Raw genomic sequence first — 21,187 nt, 5'->3', positions numbered from 1 at the left:
GACTGCCTATTTTGGTCAGTGTCGACGCGGCGGGGGGGGGCGATCCGGCTACGCCGCGCCTGGCATCTCCCGTCGCCACGGCGAATGTTGCCCGCTTCCACCGCACATCCCGCGCCCTCCCGGCCATGGCGTGTGACGCAGCGGCGCGCTGAGTGCCGTAACTCCACGCACCCGTGTTGCCCGAGCGTGGTGTGCGGAGTTTCGGCGCGGTGCGCATCGGAACCACACGCACCGTCGCCCGAACCCGGCACGCAGGGAGGCGGCATGCTCGTCGGTCTCGCCGCAGCGGGGCAGATCTGGTCCGAAAATGGGTGACCGTCCGGCGGCGGTCCCGGGTTCAGGCGGCTGCAACGGCTCCCGTCGGTGAAAACCGCTTGCTGCGGGTGGGCTACTCCTCTGGGACGCACAAAGCCGCGGGTTCGACGGATCGGCGGCCCCAGCATGTCTGAAATGCGGCCTGGCCCCTGCTCCCGGCCCTTCCCGCCGGGCAGCTTTGACCTTCCCGCCGGGCAGCTTTGGCCTTCCCGCCGGGCAGCTTTGCCCGGTATGCGGCCTTATTCCGGCGAGATCTTGGAGGCCCGCACGAATCTTGGAGCCGCACCGCCCCCCGAGGGGCATCTCGCCTCCAAGATCTGCCCCAGCCTCCAAGATCTGCCCCAGCCTCCAAGATCTGCCGTGCGCCTTCAAGATCCGCGTCCGATCGCCAAGAGCTTCCGCCCCCTGCCGCACCCACCAACAACTCGGTAAACCGTCGGGACAGCACCCCCACCGATCCATTTCCACCATCACGGGCGACGCGCAGCGCTCCGGCAGCTTGGAGGCGGCTCGCCCTCCTGGCGGGGGCCATTTCGCTCCACGAACCGCCCGCGCCCTTCAGGATCTTGTCGGCGTCGCCACTTAACGGTTGCAAAGGCGGATATGTCCCGACCCGGCGACTGTCCGGGGTCCGCCCCACGCCGACCCGGCCGTCATGGGGGCCGGGGCGGCCGGGTAGCCCCGAGCGGCACCGGCACCGTCCCGGACGGGGCAGGGTCCGGCCAGCCGCACCGGTCAGGTGGTGCCTGCTGTACCTGACCTTGCCCGCTGGCTGCATAGCTGCTGAAGACGCCCCGCCATAGGTTTCTTACGTACCCCTTCAGCAGCCAAAACTCCGAAAGGCGTGGCAATGTCTCTCCACAGTGTGCAGTCCGCTCGCCCGGCCGCATCCGACACTTCCGCAGCGGTGCAGGTGCACAACCTGACCAAGACCTACGGCTCCGGAGCCGAGCCGGTCACCGCGCTCGCCGGTGTCGACGCGACCTTCGTGCGCGGCACGTTCACCGCCGTCATGGGCCCCTCGGGCTCCGGCAAGAGCACGCTCCTGCAGACCGCGGCGGGCCTGGACCGCCCGACCTCCGGCCAGGTGCTGGTCGGCGGCTCGGAGCTGTCGAAGCTCTCCGAGACCAAGCTGACCAAGCTCCGCCGCTCCAAGATCGGCTTCGTCTTCCAGGCGTTCAACCTGATCGGCGCGCTGACCGTGGAGGAGAACATTCTGCTCCCGCTGCGGCTGTCCGGCGTGAAGGCGGACCGGGCCTGGCTGAGCGAGGTGGTGGCCCGGGTGGGCCTTACCGAGCGGCTGAAGCATCGACCCGCGCAACTGTCGGGTGGTCAGCAGCAGCGGGTGGCGATCGCCCGCGCGCTGGCCATGCGCCCGGAAGTGATTTTCTGTGACGAGCCGACCGGCGCGCTGGACACCCAGACCGCCGCCGAGGTGCTCACCCTGTTGCGTTCCGTGGTCGACGCCACCGGCCAGACCGTGATCATGGTGACCCACGACCCGGTGGCCGCGTCGTACGCGGACCGGGTGGTGCTCCTGGCGGACGGCCGGATCGTGCGGGACCTGCCGCAGCCCGGCGCCGACAAGATCGCCGAACTGCTCGCCTCGCTCGGCCGCCGGCTCGTCGCTCAGGAGGGCTGAACCATGCTGAAGCTGACCCTGCAGATGGTGCGCCGCCGGCTCGGCAGCGCGTTCGCCACCCTGGTCGCGCTCACCGCGGGCGTGATGATCCTGATGACCACCGCCGCGCTCATCGAGTCCGGCGTGCGTTTCCAACCCGAACCCGTGCGGTACGCCGCCGCCGACGCGGTGGTGGCCCACAACGAACTCACGATCACCACCAAGGCTTTCGGCGAGACCAGTACCGTGACCGCGCCGCTGCCCGAAGGCGGCACCGTACCGGCCACCCTGGCCAAGAAGTTCGGGCAGCTCCCCGGGGTCGCCACCGCGGTCGCCGACTACTCGTTCGGCGTCATCCCGCTGGCCGCCTCGTCGGTGCCGGCGGCCGGTCACGGCTGGGGCAGCGCGCCCCTGACCCCGTACAAGCTGACCGCCGGCGAGGAGCCGGACGCGGCCGACGAGATCGTGCTCGACGCCCGCCTGGCCGGCTCGCTGGCCCCCGGCGCCTCGACCGACGTCCTGATCGGTGGTGCCCTCCGCACCTACACGGTGAGTGGCATCGCCCAGGCGGGCACCTCCGACGGACCGGCCTCGGTGTTCTTCACCGACGCCCAGGCCGCGAAGCTCACCCCGCACAAGGGCCGGGCCGCCGCCATCGGGATCGTTGCGGAGCCCGGCGCGGACAAGGCCGCACTCGCCACCGCCATGCGGAAGCTCGCCCAGGACAACGGCGCCGAGACCTACACCGGTGTCGACCGCGGCAAGCTCGAAGTGTCCGACGCCATCGCGGCGCGCGGTCTGCTGATCTCGCTCGGCGCCGCCTTCGGCGCGTACGTGGCACTGCTGGTCACGTGCATCGTGGCCGGCACCATCGGCCTGTCGGTCCGGCACCGCCGCCGGGATCTCGCGCTGCTCCGGGCCATCGCGGCGACGCCCGGACAGGTGCGGCGGATGATCGTCGCCGAGGCCGCCATCCTGAGTGCGTTCGCGGTGGTGTTCGGCATCCCGGCCGGTCTCCTGGCGCTCGACTGGACCAGCGACGAGCTGGTCACCCGGGGCTTCATCCCGGCCGATTTCCCGATCGAGAACGGTTTGCTCGCCGGTGGCGCGGTGGCCGTACTCATCACACTCGTCGCCATGGGCGCCTCCTTCCTCGCCGCGCTGCGGGTCACCGGGATCCGGCCGACCGAGGCGCTCGGGGAGGTCGCCGTCGAACCGCGCCGCAGCGGCAAGGTTCGGTTGGTCCTCGGCCTGGTCACGTTCGGCGCCGCGGTGGTGCTGGCGACGGTCACCACCTCGACCAGCGGCACGAAGGCGCTCAGCGCGGCGCTCATGATGCTGTTCACGTACATCGCCGCGGTCGCCGTGCTGGGTCCGTGGATCAACCGGTTCGCGGCCAAGCTGCTCTCCCCGCTGCTGCGCAAGGTGTGGGGATCCAGCGGCTACCTGGCCGGTGCCAACCTGCGGGCCAACGCCCAGGGCATGGTCACCGTGCTGACCGCCCTGGTGCTCTCGGTCGGCCTCGGCGGCTCGATCTGGTTCCTGCAGAACAACCTGGAGCGTCAGGTCGTCACCAACACCCGGGACGGGATGCTGGCGCAGTGGTCCCTGACGTCCGCCGCCGGGCTCCCGGCCGACGCGGTCACCGAGGTCCGCAAGGTTCCCGGAGTGGAGGCGGCGACCGGCATCCGGCGCACCTCGCTGGTGGCGGAGAACCAGGGTGCCGCCGAGGAGGTGAGCGCGCAGGCGGTGGACACCGACAGCGTCGCGCAGACCATGGATCTGAAGGTCACCGACGGCAGCCTGGCGAACCTGAACCGCGAGAGCATCGCGGTGTCGACCATGCAGGCCACGGCGCACGGCTGGAAGGTCGGGCAGAAGGCCAAGCTGTGGCTCGGTGACGGCACGCCGGCGGAACTGACGGTGGCCGCGATCTACCAGCGTGGTTTCGGATTCGCCGACCTGACGCTCAGCCGGGACACGATCGCCGGGCACACCGCCGGTAACCTCGACGACGAGATCCTGATCCGGTCCTCCGGTGGCGCCGAGGTCGGCGCGGCCCTCGCCGAGCTGGCCGAGCGCTACCCGGCCAGCAACGTGGTGGACACCAAGGCCCAGTCCGGGCAGATCGCCCAGGACATTGCGATCAGCGCCTGGCTCAACAAGCTGCTGATGGGCGTGATGATCGGGTACGCCGCCCTGGCCGCCGCCAACACCATGGTCATGGCGGCGCTGGCCCGCGGCCGGGAACTGGCCCTGCTCCGCCTGGTCGGGGTCACCCGGGCTCAGGTCAAGCGGATGGTGCATGCCGAACAGGTCGGCCTGCTCGGAGTGTCGCTGCTCGTCGGCGGCGTGATCGCGGCCCTGACGCTGACCGCGGTGATCTACAAGATGACCGGCGAAATGGTGCCGTACGTCCCGCCGCTGGGCTGGGTCGCCATCATCGGGGGCGCCACGCTCCTGGCCATGTTCACCACGGTGCTGCCGATCGGACGGCTGCTGCGGATCGCACCGGTGGAGAACATCGGTCTCAAGGAGTAGTTGGTCGTCACCGAGGATCCGGGCCGGCAGCCGAGGGGGCTGCCGGCCCGATCGCGTCCGCCCACCAGTTCCGGACCAGCGGCAACCGGACCGTGAACGTGGTGCCCTTGGCCGGCATGCTGTCCACCTCGATCCGGCCGCCGTGGTCGCTGACGATGCGGTGGGCGATGGTCAGGCCCAGGCCGCTGCCGCCGGTGGCCCGCTGCCGGGCCGGGTCGGCCCGCCAGAACCGGTCGAAGACACGGGCCTGGTCGTGCGGGGTCATGCCCATGCCGGTGTCGCGTACGGTCAGCACCGCCTCGCCGACCTCGGCCCGGACCTTGACCAGCACGTGACCCTCGGCGTCGGTGTAGCGGATCGCGTTGGACAACAGGTTGCCCAGCACCTGGCGGATCCGGTCCGGGTCGGCCGAGACCCACACCCCGTCCAGCGTGTCGACGGTCAGCGCGACGCCCTGCTCGGCGGCCACCGCCCGGTGCGCCGTGCACGCCGCCGCGACCAGTTCGGCCAGGTCCAGCGGTGCCCGGGCGTACCCCAGGTCGCCGCTCTCGGCCAACGCGAGCACCTGCAGGTCGTCCAGGATCCGGCCCTGCAACAGGGTCTCCTCGTGCAGCGACGCGAACAGCTCCCGGCTCGGCTCCACCACCCCGTCGGACAGGCCCTCCAGATAGCCGCGCAGGTTCGACAGCGGCGTACGCATCTCGTGCGCCACGTCGGCGATCAGCCGGCGCTGGCGTTCCTCGCTGCGCTGCACGGCCTCGGCCATGGTGTTGAACGACGCGGACAGCTGGGCCAGCTCGTCGTTTCCGGCCGTCGGCACCCGCACCTCCAGGTCGCCGCTGGCGAGCAGGAAGGACGCCATGGTGAGGCGGTGCACCGGGCGGCTCACCCGGCGGGCGATCCACGCGGTGCCGAGAAAGGCCACCGCGATCAGGCCGGCCGCCCCGAACATCGCGCCCTGGCCCAGCTCGGTCAGCCGGTCCGCACCGGTCTGCGCGCCGAGATAGATCTCCACCGCCACGATCGCGCTCGCGTTGCCCGCCGCCTCCTGGAACGCCGACTCCGCGCAGTTCGGCGGCGTCTCCCGCTGCAACGGTTCCAGGCACCGGGTCACCGTCTCCCACACGTACCGCAGCCACTCCTGGTCCCAGGTGACCTGGGTGGTGCCACCGATCGCGCAGTTCGGGTACGCGTCGAGCTGTTGCGCGCTGAGGTAGGGCGGGTCGACGGTGCCGAGACCGGCCGGTGCGCCCGAATTCATCCGGGCGATGCAGCGGGTCGCCACCAGGGCGGCCCGGTACTGGGCGGCCTGGCGCACCATCTGGGTCAGTGGCGACCGCAGCTGCGGATCCGTCCCGCCCAGGCCGAGCAGATCGTGGGTGATGCTGCCGAACTCCGGCGGCGGTGCCAGATCGCGTCTCGTGGGCGCACGGTCGGCGCCGGGGAGCAGCAGGCTGTCCTCCGGATAGGCCACCCGCATCGCCCGGGCGATGGCCGGGTGCAGCGTCGGCAGGCCGGACACGGTGACCGGCACGGACTGCAGCGGCCCGGCCGGGCGGCCGGCGAGCGTGTCCGAGTCGGCGAGGCGCTGGCCCTGCACGGTGACCACCTGGATGTGCAGGCCGGTGGTCCGGGCGAGCTCCAGGACGGTGCGGTCGACCCCGGTCCAGCGGCCGTGCCGGACGCCGTACTCGTTGATGGTCTCGGTGATCCGGCGCTCGTGCTGTTCCAGCGCCCGGTCGGCCCGGGCCACCTCGCGCGACGTGAGGCTCAGCGTCAGCCACGCGGTGGCGCCGATCGCGGTGGTCGCCACCAGCATCACCAGCAGGAAGATCCGTAGGCGGAAACTCACGTCTCGGCCATCCGGTAGCCGCGCCCGTACACGGTCTGCACGTAGCGCGGCTCGGCCGGATCCGTCTCGATCTTGCGGCGCAGGTTCACCACGTGGGCGTCGACCGTACGTTCGGACACGTCCTGCTCGAAACCGAACGTCTTGTCGATGATCTGGCCGCGGGTGAACACCCGTCCCGGCTCGCGGGCCAGCAGTTCCAGGATGCCGAACTCCTTCGCGGTCAGGCCGACCGGCGTTCCGCCCACCCGCACCTCGAAGCGCCCGGCGTCGACCTCCAGCTCGCCCACCCGGAGCACCGTCGACGGGTCCTCCGTGGCGCCGATCCGGCGCAGCAGCGCCCGTACCCGGGCGGTCAGCTCGCGCGGGCTCACCGGCTTCGACAGGTAGTCGTCGGCGCCGATGTCCAGACCCAGCAGCATGTCGTTCTCGGACGAGCGGGCGGTCACCAGCAGAATTGCGACATTCGATTCGGCACGCAGAATCCGGCAGACGTCGAGACCGTCCACCAACGGCATCATGATGTCCAGAATGATGAGGTCCGGACGCCGGGCACGAGCCTGATCCAGCGCCGCCCGACCGTCACCTACGGTCATCACCTGATGCCCTTCGCGCTCCAGGTACAGGCGGATGAGCTGGGCATGCTTCGGATCGTCATCTGCCACCAGGATGCGTGCGGTCACGCCTGGGATTCTCGTTGAGCCCCGCAACTCCGGCCAAGGAATGTCAGATTCCGATGAAGAACCGCTGGGATTCCGATGCGCTCGCGGTTCCCGACGAGTTCTTCACAAGTTCCTCATCGCCGGCTCCCTACGGTTCCGCCCGTCGTATTCGCCACGAGGGGAGCCGGACCATGTGTGGATTGAGCGTGTTCGTGAGCAGCCGCCCGAGCGCCGGAACACCGGATCCGGAGTCGGCAGCGGCGTTCGCCGAGTCGCTGGAGACCATGCACCACCGCGGCCCGGACGACACCCAGATCGAGTACGGCGCGGGCATCGCGATGGGCTTCAAGCGGCTCGCCATCATCGACCGGGCGGAGAGCAGCCAGCCGGTGCACTACCCGGTCGACGGCCCGCAGGCCGGGCGCTGGACCATGGTGTTCAACGGCGAGATCTACAACTACCGGGAACTGCGCGCCGACCTGATCCGCCAGCACCAGGCGACGTTCGCCACCCAGGGCGACAGCGAGGTGCTCGCCGCCGCGTTCCACTACTGGGGTGCGGCCGCACTGCCGCGGCTGCGCGGCATGTTCGCGTTCGTGGCGTACGACCACTGGACCGGCACCCTGCACGCGGCCCGCGACCCGTTCGGCATCAAGCCGCTGTACCTGATGGAGACCGCGGACGGGCTCTTCCTCGCCAGTGAGCGCAAGGCGCTGCTGCCGTTCAGCGGAGACTCCGGCGCGGCCCTGGACACCGACGCGCTCGCCCACTACCTGACGCTGCAGTACGTGCCGGACCCGATGACGCTGCACCGCCACGTGCGGCGGCTGCCGCCCGGCCACCGGCTCACCTGGACCCCGGCCGGCGGGCAGCGCCTGGAACGGTACTTCCGGCCCCAGCTGCGCGCGCTCAACCTGCAACCGCAGGCCGCCTACCACGCCATCCGCGACGCGCTGCGCGACAGCGTCCGCCAGCACCTGCACGCCGAGGTGCCGGTCGGCACGTTCCTGTCCAGCGGCGTCGACTCGTCGGCGATCGTGGCGCTGGCCCGGGAGGTGAAGCCGGACCTGCACGCGTTCACCGCGGGCTTCGCCCACGAGGGCTACTCGGAGATCGAGGTCGCCCAGGACACGGCCGCGCAACTCGGGGTACGCCTGACGCCCACCGTCGTCACCGAGGACGACGTGCTGCGCGAGCTGCCGCGCATCGTGCAGCTGCTCGACGACCCGGTGGCCGACCCGTCGCTGATCCCGCTCTACTTCCTGGCACAGACCGCCTCCCGGTACGTCACCGTGGTGCTCTCCGGCGAGGGCTCCGACGAACTGTTCGGCGGCTACATGATCTACCGCGAGCCGATGTCGCTGGCCAAGCTCGGGAAGCTGCCGAACGGCATGAAGCGCGGCCTGCACAACCTGTCGCAGGTGTTCCCGGAGGGCATGCGCGGCCGCAGCTTCCTGGAACGCGGCACCACCCCGATCGAGGAGCGCTACTACGGCAACGCCCGGATCTTCTCGCCCGCCGAGAAGGCCGACCTGATGCGCTTCACCGCCGACCCGCACACCAAGATCACCGCCCCGCTGTACGCGGAGACCGCCGACGTCGACGACGTCACCTCCATGCAGTACGTCGACCTGCACACCTGGCTCCCCGGCGACATCCTGACCAAGGCCGACCGGATGTCCATGGCCCACTCGCTGGAGCTGCGGGTGCCGTTCCTGGACCAGGCCGTGTACGCCGCCGCGGCCGGCCTGTGCACCGAACTGAAGGTGCCGGCCGGCGAGCGCACCACCAAGCACGCCCTGCGCGAGGCGATGCGCGGGATCGTGCCCGAGTCCGTCCGGGAGCGGCGCAAGCTGGGCTTCCCCACCCCGACCAGGCTGTGGCTCAAGGGCGAGATCGGGGACTGGGCGGGTGCGCTGATGGCCGACTCGCAGGCCGGTCACCTGCTCGACCTGAACTACGCGCAGCGGCTGCTCCGCGAGCACCGGGCCGGACAGGGCGACTACTCCCGCAAGGTGTGGACCGTGGCGATGTTCTGCCTGTGGCACGCGATCACCGTGGAGAAGTCCATCACCCCGGCGGCACCGCGCCCGATCGCGGCGGTCGGCTGAGCCCGGCCCGCCACTCCGGCGCCAGCACCGAGTGCAGCAGCGAGTCTCGCCACTCGCCGTCGACCAGCGCGTCGTCGCGGATCCGGCCCTCGTACGTCATGCCGAGCCCGGCCAGCACGGCAAGCGACGCGACGTTGTCCGGAAACGCGGAGGCGTGCACCCGGTGCAGACCCAGCGCACCGAACGCGAACCCGGCGAGGGTCCGGGCGGCGTCCGTGGCGTACCCCCGGCCCCACCGGTCCGGCCGGACCGCGTAACCGATTCCGCCGGCGCGCTCCCCGCCGAGCCAGAGCCGGACCAGGCCGACGACACCGTCCGACGGCGCCGTGACGACGAGGTGGTACTCGGTGCGCGGGTCCCGCCGGGCGCGGTCCATGGTGTCGCGCAGGGCCCGCTCGGCGTCGGCGAGATCGGCGTAACCGAAACCGAGCCAGCGGGTGACCAGCGGATCGCCCAGCACGGCATGCGCGGCGGGCGCGTCGCCGTCGCGGAACTCCCGCAGCGTGATCCGGCGGCCGGTGAGTGTCACGGGGTACATGCGCAGATCCTGGCGTACCCCGGCAAACGCACCGGGGGGCGACGCTACGATTCGCTGGCGTGAATCGGGCCCGGCTGTCCGTTCTGTCCCTACCGGGCGGGGCGGACTTGCGGTGGCGATGTACCGTCTCCGGGCCGGAGACGGATCGGAGATCATCTCTGATCGGCCGGTTCGGACGAGCACGTCACGGGAGAACCGGTGCACAGACTCAGGTTGCCGCTCCGCGCGGGCGCGGTGGTGTCCATCGCCGCCGTCCTGGCCGGATGCACCTCATCGGGCGGGGACGGGCAGACGCCCGGCCTGGAACCCCGGGGAACCGTCCTGACCACGGTCAAGCCGGTCCGGCAGGATCTCAGCAACCGGGTCAGCCTGAACGGCAAGGTGAGCATCAACCCGGTCTTCGGGATCGTGGCGCCGGCCGACGGCGAGATCCGCTACGTGCAGCGGGCGCCGTCCAGCGTGCCGGCCTCCCAGCCGCGGTGGGTGGCGACGGTGTGGGAGGACGGCGAGCCGCACCGGGTCGAGATTCCCAAGGACTCCACCATGGCCGGCCGGCTGATGGAGGACCGGGCGGACGTCTCCACCGGGATGCCGGTCGTGTCCGCGCGGCACGCCGGGTACGGCATCGTCGCCGAGATCGACAGTGCCCTGGCCTACCGGATCTCCGGCGGTGCGAAGACCGTGCGCGCCCAGATCAAGAACGGTCCGGGTCCGTTCCGGTGTACCACGCTCGGCACCATCGCCGCCCTTCCGGCCGGGACCATCCCGGAGCCGCCGCCGGAGAAGCCGGACCCGCAGGCCTCGGGTCAGGCGGCCACCAATCCGGTACCGGAGCCGGCGGCCCCGCCGGCCGGTGGCGGCGACGGGTCGGAGCCGACCGGCCTGCGGCTGGTCTGCGTGCCGCCGGACGAGATCAAGCTGATCAACGGCGCCGCGGTCACCCTGGACGTGGTCACCGGCAAGGCGAACGACGTCCTGGTCCTGCCGGTCGAGGCGATCGCCGGTACGCAGGGCAAGGGCAAGATCGACCTGGTCGGCCCGGACCGGTCCCGGCGGACCGTCGACGTGGTCCTCGGTATCACCGACGGCCGGGTCGTGGAGATCAAGAAGGGCCTGCGGGGCAACGAGACCGTGGCGATCCCCGGGCCGAACCTGCCGACCGCTGCGCCCGACGCCGAGGGTGGGGCGTCGGGGATGCCGGGATGACCGTCCTCATCGACCTGACCGGCATCACCAAGGTGCTCAAGGGCCAGGAGCAGGACCGCACCATTCTGTCCGGCGTGGACCTCACCGTACGGGCCGGCGAGAGCGTCGCCATCGTCGGCCGGTCCGGTTCCGGCAAGAGCACGCTGCTGAGCATTCTGGGCCTGTTCGACCGGCCGGACGAGGGCAGTTACCTGCTCGCCGGCCAGGACATCAGCCGGCTTCCGGAACGCCGGGCGGCGAAGCTGCGCAGCTCCCACTTCGGGTTCGTGTTCCAGCGGTTCTTCCTGCTCAAGCATCTGACCGCCGCGCAGAACGTGGCCATGGCGCTGGTCAACGGGCAGGGCTGGCTGCCCCGCCGGGAACGACGCGCCCGGGTCCTGGAGGCGCTGGACCAGGTCGGCATCGCGCACCTGGCGAAGAACCGGCCGGCCCGGATGTCGGGCGGGGAGCAGCAACGGGTGGCGATCGCGCGGGCCCTGGTGCGCCGGCCGGTGGTGCTGCTCGCGGACGAACCGACCGGTGCCCTGGACACCGAGACCGGCACCGCGGTCATCGAGGCGTTGCTGGCCGCGACCACCCGCGGCTGCGGTCTGGTGCTGGTCACGCACGACCGCGACCACGCGGCCCGGATGGACCGTACGCTCGACCTGGTCGACGGTGTGCTGACCGAGCGGGTCCGGGCGTGAGGCGGCTGTCCGGCCGGTTCCGCTCGGCACTGGTCATCGGCCTGCAGGGGATCCGGGCCCGCAAGCTGCGCACGTTGCTGTCGATGGTGAGCCTCTTCCTCGGTGTGCTCGCCGTGGTGGTGGTCCAGGCCGGCGCGAGCATCGCCGAACGCGCGCTGCTCGCCAACGTGGAACTGACCAACGGCATCGACGGCACCAAGAACCTCTACGTCCCGCCGGAGCCGGGCGCGGCGAGCGCCGTCCTCGACACGGTCGAGGGCCGGCCGGACGCGACGGCGATGATCGTCCTGCCCGCGATCATCGGCGAGCCCGGCGTCCGGCCGGTCAACGAGGGCGCCGCGCCGTTCGACGAGAACTGGGGATCCTCCGGGGAGATCTGTTTCCCGGACGGGACCTGCCAGCCCAACCCCGAGCCGACCGGGCAGGCCGTGGAGGTCCGGCTCACCGCGCTGACCGGCGACGTCCGCGCGTTCCGGCCGTACCGGCCGTACCGGCCGCGGCACGGGCAGTGGCTCGACTTCACCACGATGCCGGCGATGGCGCCGCGGCTGGTCCTCAACCTGGAGGCCGCCAAGGGCTTCGAGCGGTATCGGGTCCCCGCCGAGATGCGCGTGCGCGGTGCGATCGCGCACATCACACCGCAGTTCGTCGGGGTGATCGACGACGGCGACATTCAACCGCGGGCGTACGTGCGGATGGACGAGCTGGTCACCTGGCTGCCGGTCAACACCCTGACCGACCCGGGCACCGGCGGCGAGCTGCAGGTGCTGATGACCGGGTCGACCCCGGTGGAGCAGGTGCTGACGTCCCGGCTGACCGGCCTCGGACTGCAGGTCGGCGTGCAGACCGTCGACTCGCTCGAGCGGCAGGAGGACGAACTCGCGCTGATCCGCCTGGTGTTCCTGGCGATGGCCGGCCTGGTCCTGCTGATCGGGGTCGCCGGCATCCTCAACGTCGGCCTGGCCACGGTCGGCGAACGGATCGAGGAGTTCGCGCTGCGCCGGGCGGTCGGCACCCCGAGGTCGCTGCTCGCCGGCATCGTGCTCGCCGAGACGCTGCTGACCGGCCTGCTCACCGCGGCCGCGGCGATCGGGGTCAGCGTGGGCGGCCTCAAGCTGGTGTCCATGATGCTCGGTGACGCCGAACCGTTCCTGCAGAACATGCAGTATCCGTGGGACGCCGGCCTCGCCGGAATCGTCGCCGGGCTGATCGCCGGCATTCTGGGCGGTTTCGTTCCCGCGCTGCGGGCGGCCCGCATCCCGATCGCGTCCGTCATGCGCGCCTGACGCCCGTCGCGCAATCTAAAAACAACACTTGTCAATGGATGGAACGATGACGGCCGATCCCGCCCCAGATCGGAGGACGCACCATGGCCGTCCGCTTTTCCGTCCGTAGCCCACTCGTCGCCCGGGCCGGTGTGGCCCTCGCCGTTCTGGTCGCGGCCGCCGCCGTGCCGGGCGCGGCCGTCGCCGCACCGGCCGTCGCGCCGATCACCTGGGCGGCGTGCACCGAGGATTGGCTCGTCGAGTACGGCTGCGCCACCTACGAGGTGCCGCTCGACCACGACCGGCCCCGGGGGGCCACCACGACGATCGCGCTCGCCCGGCGCCCCGCCGACGATCCGGCCCGCCGGATCGGCTCGATCTTCTTCAATCCCGGCGGCCCCGGCGGCGAAGGCCGCAGTCTGGTCAGTGAACGGTCGGGGCTCTTCCCGCCGGAGGTCCTCGCCCGGTTCGACATCATCGGCTTCGATCCGCGGGGGGTCGCGGCGAGCGACCCGATTGAGTGCTTCTCGAGCGATGCCGAGGCCGAGGAACTGCTCGCGCAGATGCGGCTGTTGCCGCTGACCCAGGAGACGATCACGAGCACGGTACGCGCGAACCTCGCGTACACCGAGAGCTGCAAGCGGAACGCCGGGCCGCTGCTGCGCCACATGAGCACGGTGAACGTCGCCAAGGACCTCGATCTGCTCCGCCAGGCGGTGGGCGACGACAGCCTCAGCTACCTCGGCCTTTCCTACGGCACGCTGATCGGTGCGACGTACGCCAACCTGTTCCCGGACCGGGTGCGCGCCATCATCCTGGACGGCAACGTGGACCCGGATCAGCGCACCAACCAGCGCCTGGCCAACAAGTTCGACCGGGCCGGCGGCTTCGAGCTGGCATTGCGCCACTTCCTCGCGGAGTGCGACGCGGCGGGGCCGAACTGCGCGTTCGCCGGGAACGCGCGCGCCAAGCTCACCGCGATCCAGACCCGGTTGCGGCAGGGACCGGTGACGCTGCCCGGTCTCGGCTCGGTGAGCATCGACCTGCTGTACGGGATCGTCTACGGCTCCCTGTACGAGGTGGCCTCCTTCCCGGACACGGCCGAGACCCTCCAGTTCGTGTACGACGGGATCACCGGCAAGGCGACCACCGCACGCCCGTCACGCGCGGCCGGTGCGCCGTCGTTGCCGAAGGTGCCGCCGGCCCGCGGCTGGCTGGCCGACGCGTACACCTACAACGGCAACGACGCGTTCTACGCGGTGAACTGTGCGGACGCGCCACTGCCGCGCAATCCGGCGCAGTATCCGGAGATCGCCGAGGCGTTCGAGGCGGCCCACCCGACGTTCGGCCGCGGCGAGGCGTTCGGCGAGGTCGGCTGCGCGAACTGGCCCCGGACCGAGGAGCGCTACGCCGGGCCGTGGAACGCGGACACCGCCCGGACCGTCCTGGTGGTCAACCCGACGTACGACCCGGCGACGCGGTACAGCTTCGCCGTCCGGATGACCCGCCAGCTGGGCAATGCCCGGCTGTTGACGCTGGACGGCTTCGGTCACACGAGCAACCACAGCGTCTGCGTCACGAACTGGTACACCCGGTACCTGATCGACGGCGAGCTGCCGCCGGAAGGCACCCGGTGCGCCCAGGACCTGGAACCGTTCCCGGCCGGCTGAGCGGTGCGGTCAACATTTGCGGTACACGTAGTCGGCCTTGTCCCGCCCCGTTCGAAAGTCGTGATTGATAGCGCTCACATCACGAGCGCATCGCATATAACCGGACCGTTCCCGTTGCTCCGGCACGCCAGTATGCGCGGCGGGACGACTCCGAACCCGCCCCGCGGATAACACTTTTCAGCGGGACAGTGGAGCCCGCACCACAAAGGAGCTGTCCGCCCGGAACGCGGCACTGCGATCCGACCGGTCCACCCACAGCTGGCCGTTCCGGTGCCGCAGGAACCAGCCCGGGTAGTTCGACGACTCCAGCGACAGCGAGCCCGCGGCGGCGCCCGGGCGCTGGCAGAAGGTGGCGTCGCCACGGAACAGGACGGTGCCCACGTTCCGGTCCAGGCGTACCCGCCAGGAGGCATGCCGCAGGTAGCGGCCGTCCGAGACGCGGAAGGAGAAGCAGCCGGCGTCGGCGAGGCCGGGAACCACGTCGAACGTGGCGGCGGTACGGACCTCGGCGGCGCTGCCCGGGCGTACCCGGTCCAGCACGCCCAGGTCGGCTTCGGTGGAGACGTACCGGCCGGCGGCGTTCTGGGCCTCCAGCGAGGTCGGGCCGGCCCGCAGCGCGGTGGCCGCCGGGCCGTCCGCCGGGCCCGGCTGCTCCGGCACCGACAGTTTCGCCGCGGTGGCGCCCGCGCCGATGACGAAGATGCCGGCCGCGACGGCGGGGATGACCGGGTGCAGCAGGCCGGTCTGCAGTCCCACGCTCACCGATCCGGCCGGGCTCGGCGCCGCGGTCTCGCCGAGCCACGTCCCGGTCAGCGCGTCCGGCACCGGCAACAGCGCGAACGCCGGGAACAGGCGGTCGGTGGGCAGCATCCGGTCGGTCGCCCGGGAGCAGACGGCGCAGGACCGGAGGTGCCGGACCACCCGCTTGCGCCACAGCGGACTCGGCACGCCGTTCCAGTCGGCGACCGCGGCGTCGAGCCCGTCGCACCTCGGCCGCGTCTCGAGCGCCGCCACCACGGCACGGCAGACCTCCAGCTGCCCGCGCATGCGCTGGATGCGTACACCCGCGTGGGCCACACTCAGTCCCAGCGCGGCCGCGACCTCGGACCGGGAGACGTAGTTTCCGAGTTCCAGCCACCACAACGGCAGCAGCGCCCGGTCGTCCGGGTCCAACCACCGGCTCGCCCGTTCCGCCTGGCGGCGCTGATCCGACAGCTCGACCCGCAGGACCATCAGGTCCTCGGACGGCACGTCCAGGTCCGGGAGGTGGGCGGCCTCCTCCAAGCCGGTGGTACGCCGGGCGGCCCGGTCCTTCCGGCGCAGGTGGGTGCCGATCTGCCGCAGCGCGATCGCGGCCAGCCAGGGTCGGAAGTTCTCCTCGGAACGCAGGGACGGCAACCGCCGCAACGCCCGCACCATGATGTCCTGCACCACGTCGTCGACGTCCGGGTGTGCGCCCAGTGCCCGCCGCACCATCGTGTAGACCAACGGCAGATGCGTCGCCGCGAGCTCCTCCAGCGCGCGCCGATCCCCGGCCCGCGCCGCGGCGACGACCCTCGTCTCGTTCGTACGGGTGGCTGGCATGTCCTCACCGCTGTCCCGGAACCCGGACGGTGGCGGCGGTCCGGGGACGACATGCTACGGCCGTCCCGCATTCCATTCAAGGGCATGGTTTCCTGCGGAGAGAATGGCGGGGACGGTTTTCGGCCGGTATCGCAGGTGCGCATTCCGGGCGGGTTGGTCGCTTCCGGTTGTTAGCGCTCACGTCGCCGGGTTTCGCCCTATCCGGCGGGTCCTGACGGACGCCGATCGTGGCACCCGGCCGGGCGGTCTATGGTGCAGGCGTGCGGACGCTCGGAGTGGACCTCGCCGCCGCCGACGTCCGCACCGCGATCGCCGTCGTGGAGTGGTCCGACGGCCGGGCGACGATCCAGGCGGCCCGGCTGGGCGTCTCCGACGACCAGATCGTCGACGCGATCCGGCTGGCCGACAAGGTGGGACTGGACTGTCCGCTGGGGTGGCCGGCGACGTTCGTCTCCTTCGTCGTCGCCCAGCAGCACGGCCGGCTGCCGCCGCCCGGTTACACCGACGGTGCCCGGTGGCGACGTGCGCTGGCGTACCGGTTGACCGACGAGATCGTTCGCGCGGAGACCGGGCTCGTCCCGCTCAGCGTCTCCGCAGACCGCATCGCGCACGCCGCCTTCCGGTGCGCCGCCCTGCTGGCGCGCCTCGCCGCGGAGGGGCGACCGGTGGACCGGTGCGGCGACGGCGTGGTGGTGGAGGTGTACCCGGCCGCGGCGCTGCGCCGATGGGGGCTGACCCACCGCGGATACAAGACGCCGGGCGGTGGCAGCGGACCCGGTCCGCTGGTCGACGAGCTGGCGGCGGCGGCACCGTGGCTCAGCTGGGGACCCCATGAGGAACTCTGCCGGCGCAGCCATGACGCCTTCGACGCCGTTCTCGCCGCGATCGCCGCCCGGGCCGCGGCGATCGGACGAGTGCTCGCACCGGACGCCACTCAGCGGGAGGCGGCCCGTACCGAGGGATGGATCGCCCTGCCCACCGGCCGCCTCGGCGAGCTGGTTCCGCCGGCGTCCGCGCCACGATCCGGGCCGTGTGCCTGACTGGCGGCCGATCGCATCGAGGGTGACCGGCGGCCGCCGAGTGGAACGTTCTTGAGCTGGGCAAACCGGCCGCCGAGTGCGCGTCGGGCTCCGGGCCATGGTCCACTGGTATCCTGCCCTCATGGCCCAGTAGCTCAGGGGATAGAGCACCGCTCTCCTAAAGCGGGTGTCGCGCGTTCGATTCGCGCCTGGGCCACCGATGCCGTGATCACACCGCACGGGGTGGAGCGGCGGGTGGTTACCGTGGTGACCGATGTTCTCCGCAGAGGCCCCGCACCGGCCCGGCGCCTGGCCGGCCACGGTGCACGTGCTGACCGGTCTGCCGGTCGCGCTGCTCGGTGCCGCGGTGGTGCTGCCCGCGCTGGTGGTGGCGGTGGCGTCCCCCGTACCCCTGCACTCGGTTGTCGCGCGGCGCACCGCGGCGCAGCGTAAGCGGTTCGCCGCGCTGTTGAACGTCGGCATTCCGGAGGTCGGCGGGCGGCCCGCGATGCGCCGGCAGACCCGGTTCCACCTGCTGGCGGTGCCGTTCGCCGCGGTCGCCTTCACGGTCGTGGCCGGCGCGGCGTCGGCCGGTCTCGGGCTGCTGTTCGCGGCCCTGCAGCGTCCGCTGTTCGCGGCGGCCGGTGCGGGCCTGCTGGTGGCTGCCGTGATCGCGGCCCACTGGCTGGCGCGGCTGGACACGGCGCTGGCCCGGCGGTTGCTCGGGCCGAACGCGAACGAGGCGCTGACCGCGCGCCTCGGTGAGCTGTCCCGGGCCCGGACCGAGGCCGTCGCGGCGGCGGACTCCGAACGCCGCCGGATCGAGCGGGACCTGCACGACGGCACCCAGCAGCGGCTGGTGTCGCTGGCGATGACGTTGGGCCTGGCCCGCGCGGAGGTGCCGGACGGCCCGGCCCGCGAGGCCGTCGAGCAGGCTCACCAGCAGGCCAAGGCGGCGCTGGCGGAACTGCGGGACTTCGTCCGCGGGCTGCACCCGGCCGTGCTGAACGACCGCGGCCTGGACGCCGCCCTCTCCGGGCTGGTCGCCGGGCTGTCGCAGCCGGTGGAGCTGCACGTGGACGTGGCGCGGCGCTGCCCGCCGGTGATCGAGGCGATCGCGTACTTCGTGGTGTCCGAGGCGCTGACCAACGTCACCCGGCATGCCCGGGCGAAACGGGTCGAGGTGGCCGTGGTCCGGGACCGGGAACGGTTGCGGCTGGTGGTCGCGGACGACGGTGTGGGCGGCGCGGCCGACCGGCCGGGCGGTGGCCTGCGCGGGCTGGCCCAGCGGGTCGGTTCGGTCGACGGCACGTTCCGGATCGAGAGCCCGCCCGGCGGGCCGACGCTGGTGGAGGTGGAGCTGCCGTGCGGGTCGTGATCGCCGAGGACTCGGTGCTGCTGCGGGCGGGACTGGTCAAGCTGCTGGCCAGCGGCGGCATCGAGGTGGCCGCCGCGGTGGCCGGCCCGGACGACCTGCTGCTCGCGGTCGAGCGGGAGCAGCCCGACCTCGCCCTGGTGGACGTCCGGATGCCGCCCACCTTCACCGACGAGGGTGTGCAGGCCGCTCTGGTGCTGAAGCAGCGGTGGCCGCGGGTCGCGGTCCTGCTGCTGTCGCAGTACGTCGAGGAGCGGTACGCCGCCGACCTGCTCGCCGAGCACACCGGCGGCCTCGGCTACCTGCTCAAGGACCGGGTGGCCGACGTCGACGAGTTCCTCGAGGCGGTGCGCCGGGTCGCGGCCGGCGGAACGGTGCTGGACCCGGAGGTGGTGGCCCAGCTGCTCGCCCGCCGGCGCACGAACCCGGTACGCCGGCTCACCCCGCGGGAGACCGATGTGCTGGCGGCCATGGCGGAGGGCCGGTCCAACTCGGCGATCGCGGACACGCTCGGGATCGGCGGGCACGCGGTGGAGAAACACGTGAACAACATCTTCGCGAAGCTCGGCCTGCTGCCCGCCGGCACCGATCACCGCCGGGTGCTCGCCGTCCTGCGGTACCTGGAGATCGGCGACCGGTCGTGAGCGGGCGGTGGCGTACCGGCGGATCGTTGTTCTCGGTGCTCGTGTTGCTGATCGGCGGCGTGGTGGCCGCCTCCGCGTTCACCGGGCAGAGCACCGACGGGACGGCGCACCACGCCGGGGTGCGCCGCCTGATCGTGCAGAACCCCGGCGGGCGGATCACGGTTCGGGCCGGCGGCCCGCAGGTCACCGTGCGTCACCACCTCGAGTGGGCGATGACCAGGCCGTGGCTCGTCGAACGACGCGACGGCCCGGCGCTGACCCTGCTGGCCGCCTGCACACCGCCCACCGGGGTGTACGTCTCGGTCGACTGCTCGGTGCGGTACGACATCGAGGTGCCGCCGGACATCGACGTCGACCTGACCGCGTCGGGACCGATCGCGGTCACCGGGGTCCGTGGTCAGGTGACCGTCCAGTCGGGGTGACCCGGCATCGGCGGGGTCTCCGCGCCGTACAGCCATCCGGTCAGGAACGGGTCCAGGTCCTCGCCGGCGACCCGGGACGCGAGGGCGATGAAGTCCTGGGTCGAGGCCGACTTCCCGCGGTACGACGACACCCACGCCCGCTGCACCTGCGCGAACGTCGCGGCGCCGATCTTCTCCTGGAGGGCGTACAGGACCAGTGCTCCGCCCAGGTAGACGTTCGGGTTGAAGACGTGGAAGAACGACGTCGCGTCCGGCGGGGCGCCGACCGGGCCGTGCTCGGTGCGGAGCCGGTTGCTCATCCCGTACACCGCCTTGAAGTAGGTCTCCCGGTCCGGAGCGCCGAACGACTCCTGGAACTTTCCGGCTTCGTCCTGGTGCAGCAGTTCGTAGAAGTGTGCGTGTCCCTCGTTCAGCCAGATGTCGGTCCACGACCACGGGGAGACACTGTTGCCGAACCAGTGGTGGGCCAGCTCATGCGCCATGATCGCGCTGGCCTCGTCGGCGTGCTCGTCGGCGAACAGCCCGGCGTCGTACAGCGACAGGGTCTGGGTTTCCAGCGCACCGCCGAGTTCCACCGCGACCACCAGGGAGCCGTAGTTCTCGAACGGGTACGGCCCGATCTTGCGCTCCATCCACGCCAGCTGCGCCCGTTCCTGGTCGAGCCGGGGCAGCAGGTCGGCGGCGAGCCGGCGCGGGACCACGTCCCGGATCGCGGTGCGGCCGACCGGCGCGCGGCGCTTCACCACGAAGTCGCCGACCGCGACCTGCACCAGCTCACTGGCCATCGGATGCGACTCCCGGTACGTCGAGGTGACGTAACCGTTCCGGCTCCGGGTGTGCTGCAGGACGCCGCTGGCCGTACCCGTCCATCCCACCGGCCCGGTCACGCTGATGGTGTACGTCGCCTTGTCCCGCGGGTGGTTGTTGTTCGGGAACAGCCGCTGCGACGCTTCCGGCTGCCCGGCCAGCACCGTGCCGTCCGGGGTGGTCAGGAAGCCCATCATCGAGTCCGGCCCGGGCGGCGCCGGGGTGGCGGTGAAACCGGCGACCGTGACCGTGAACCGGCGGCCGGCCGGCAGGTGCTGCCGGGGCGTGACGGTCAGTTCACTGCCGCTGCGGGCGAAGTCCGCGGGCCGGCCGTTCACCGAGACCGCGGCGACCTGGTCACCGGTGAAGTCGAGGTTGAAGCGGGACAGGCTCTGGGTCGCCTCGGCCGTGATGGTGACGTCCCCGGACACGGTCTGCTTCGGGTTCTTGGTGCGGTGGAACAGGCTCAGGTCGTAGTTCTGCACGTCGTACCCGCCGTTGCCGAGCATCGGATACAACCGGTCGCCGAGGCCGGGCGACCCGGGCGACGGCGCGGTCTGCGCATACGAGGTGCCGGTCACCGCGATGAGGGTGCCGGCGACGCCCGCCACCATGGTGGCCGCGATCAGCCTGGATCTGCGAAACATGACGCTCCTTCTGCGATCGAACGGACCGCATCAGGATCGAAGATCGCGACCCGCACCAGAACCCGGCTGGCGGCCCCGCCGGGGGTAAGGCCAGCCCTACCCCCTCGGCCCGCGGCGTCAGTGCGGGCGGTCTGCCTTCTCGGCCCGCGGCGTGATTGTGGGCCGGTCCACCCTCTCGGCCCGCGGCGTCAGTGCGGCCCGGTCTGCCTTCTCGCCCCGCGGCGT

16 protein-coding genes and 1 tRNA gene are annotated in these 21,187 nt (G+C 71.8%); 12 read left to right on the top strand and 5 right to left on the bottom strand.

The genetic code is table 11. From position 1 onward, the window contains the following. Positions 1-1,165 precede the first annotated feature (1,165 nt). On the top strand, positions 1,166-1,957 hold the full coding sequence (locus LDL48_RS09605) for an ABC transporter ATP-binding protein (protein ID WP_225254673.1): 792 nt from the start codon (positions 1,166-1,168) through the stop codon (positions 1,955-1,957). A 3-nt stretch (positions 1,958-1,960) separates the two neighbouring features. After that, on the top strand, positions 1,961-4,477 hold the full coding sequence (locus LDL48_RS09600; protein ID WP_225254672.1) for an FtsX-like permease family protein: 2,517 nt from the start codon (positions 1,961-1,963) through the stop codon (positions 4,475-4,477). A 7-nt stretch (positions 4,478-4,484) separates the two neighbouring features. Here LDL48_RS09600 and LDL48_RS09595 read toward each other — a convergent pair whose 3' ends face one another. After that, on the bottom strand, positions 4,485-6,329 hold the full coding sequence (locus tag LDL48_RS09595) for a sensor histidine kinase (RefSeq protein WP_225254671.1): 1,845 nt from the start codon (positions 6,327-6,329) through the stop codon (positions 4,485-4,487). Next, positions 6,326-7,018, bottom strand: a complete 693-nt coding sequence (locus LDL48_RS09590; RefSeq protein WP_225254819.1) for a response regulator transcription factor — start codon at positions 7,016-7,018, stop codon at positions 6,326-6,328. Before LDL48_RS09590 ends, LDL48_RS09595 begins: the two co-directional genes overlap by 4 nt. Positions 7,019-7,179: 161 nt before the next feature. On the opposite strand from LDL48_RS09590, the gene asnB reads away from it, so the two are divergent. Beyond that, on the top strand, positions 7,180-9,099 hold the full coding sequence (gene asnB, locus LDL48_RS09585; RefSeq protein WP_225254670.1) for an asparagine synthase (glutamine-hydrolyzing): 1,920 nt from the start codon (positions 7,180-7,182) through the stop codon (positions 9,097-9,099). Here the strand turns inward: asnB and LDL48_RS09580 are convergent. After that, the gene (locus LDL48_RS09580) at positions 9,059-9,637 is read right to left on the bottom strand and encodes a GNAT family N-acetyltransferase (RefSeq protein WP_225254669.1); all 579 of its coding nucleotides are present in this window, start codon (positions 9,635-9,637) and stop codon (positions 9,059-9,061) included. The two genes, asnB and LDL48_RS09580, sit on opposite strands and share 41 nt — an antisense overlap. 198 nt (positions 9,638-9,835) lie before the next feature. On the opposite strand from LDL48_RS09580, the gene LDL48_RS09575 reads away from it, so the two are divergent. The 4 genes from LDL48_RS09575 to LDL48_RS09560 all read left to right on the top strand — a co-directional run bounded on the left by LDL48_RS09575 (position 9,836) and on the right by LDL48_RS09560 (position 14,464). Beyond that, positions 9,836-10,843: an efflux RND transporter periplasmic adaptor subunit gene (locus tag LDL48_RS09575; protein ID WP_225254668.1), complete on the top strand. Its 1,008-nt coding sequence runs from the start codon at positions 9,836-9,838 to the stop codon at positions 10,841-10,843. Further along, positions 10,840-11,529, top strand: coding sequence for an ABC transporter ATP-binding protein (locus LDL48_RS09570; RefSeq protein ID WP_225254667.1), 690 nt, complete (start codon positions 10,840-10,842; stop codon positions 11,527-11,529). Before LDL48_RS09575 ends, LDL48_RS09570 begins: the two co-directional genes overlap by 4 nt. Next, entirely contained in the window at positions 11,526-12,815 is a 1,290-nt protein-coding gene (locus LDL48_RS09565) for an ABC transporter permease (RefSeq protein ID WP_225254666.1), read from the top strand. The genes LDL48_RS09570 and LDL48_RS09565 overlap by 4 nt, the downstream gene beginning before the upstream one ends. A gap of 83 nt (positions 12,816-12,898) precedes the next feature. Then, on the top strand, positions 12,899-14,464 hold the full coding sequence (locus tag LDL48_RS09560) for an alpha/beta hydrolase (RefSeq protein WP_225254665.1): 1,566 nt from the start codon (positions 12,899-12,901) through the stop codon (positions 14,462-14,464). A gap of 177 nt (positions 14,465-14,641) precedes the next feature. On the opposite strand, the gene LDL48_RS09555 is transcribed toward LDL48_RS09560, so the two are convergent. Continuing rightward, entirely contained in the window at positions 14,642-16,048 is a 1,407-nt protein-coding gene (locus tag LDL48_RS09555; RefSeq protein ID WP_225254664.1) for a sigma-70 family RNA polymerase sigma factor, read from the bottom strand. Between the two features lie 260 nt (positions 16,049-16,308). On the opposite strand from LDL48_RS09555, the gene LDL48_RS09550 reads away from it, so the two are divergent. The 5 genes from LDL48_RS09550 (at position 16,309) to LDL48_RS09530 (ending at position 19,508) form a co-directional block, all read left to right on the top strand. Further along, positions 16,309-17,088 (top strand): DUF429 domain-containing protein, encoded by a 780-nt coding sequence (locus tag LDL48_RS09550; protein WP_225254663.1) that lies wholly within the window; start codon positions 16,309-16,311, stop codon positions 17,086-17,088. 123 nt (positions 17,089-17,211) lie between these two features. Beyond that, positions 17,212-17,284: transfer RNA gene (locus LDL48_RS09545), tRNA-Arg, on the top strand. A gap of 57 nt (positions 17,285-17,341) precedes the next feature. Then, entirely contained in the window at positions 17,342-18,445 is a 1,104-nt protein-coding gene (locus LDL48_RS09540) for a sensor histidine kinase (protein WP_225254662.1), read from the top strand. Then, positions 18,433-19,086, top strand: coding sequence for a response regulator (locus LDL48_RS09535; protein ID WP_225254661.1), 654 nt, complete (start codon positions 18,433-18,435; stop codon positions 19,084-19,086). Before LDL48_RS09540 ends, LDL48_RS09535 begins: the two co-directional genes overlap by 13 nt. Positions 19,087-19,121: 35 nt before the next feature. Further along, positions 19,122-19,508, top strand: coding sequence for a hypothetical protein (locus LDL48_RS09530; RefSeq protein ID WP_225254660.1), 387 nt, complete (start codon positions 19,122-19,124; stop codon positions 19,506-19,508). Here the strand turns inward: LDL48_RS09530 and LDL48_RS09525 are convergent. Next, positions 19,484-20,962 (bottom strand): M1 family metallopeptidase, encoded by a 1,479-nt coding sequence (locus LDL48_RS09525; protein WP_225254659.1) that lies wholly within the window; start codon positions 20,960-20,962, stop codon positions 19,484-19,486. The genes LDL48_RS09530 and LDL48_RS09525 overlap by 25 nt on opposite strands. Between the last annotated feature and the right edge of the window lie 225 nt (positions 20,963-21,187).

The organism is Jidongwangia harbinensis, from assembly GCF_020216025.1.
GTDB lineage: Bacteria > Actinomycetota > Actinomycetes > Mycobacteriales > Micromonosporaceae > Actinoplanes > Actinoplanes harbinensis.
The sequence above is the reverse complement of the archived record's forward strand: the minus strand, read 5'-3'. Positions and strand labels throughout refer to the sequence as shown.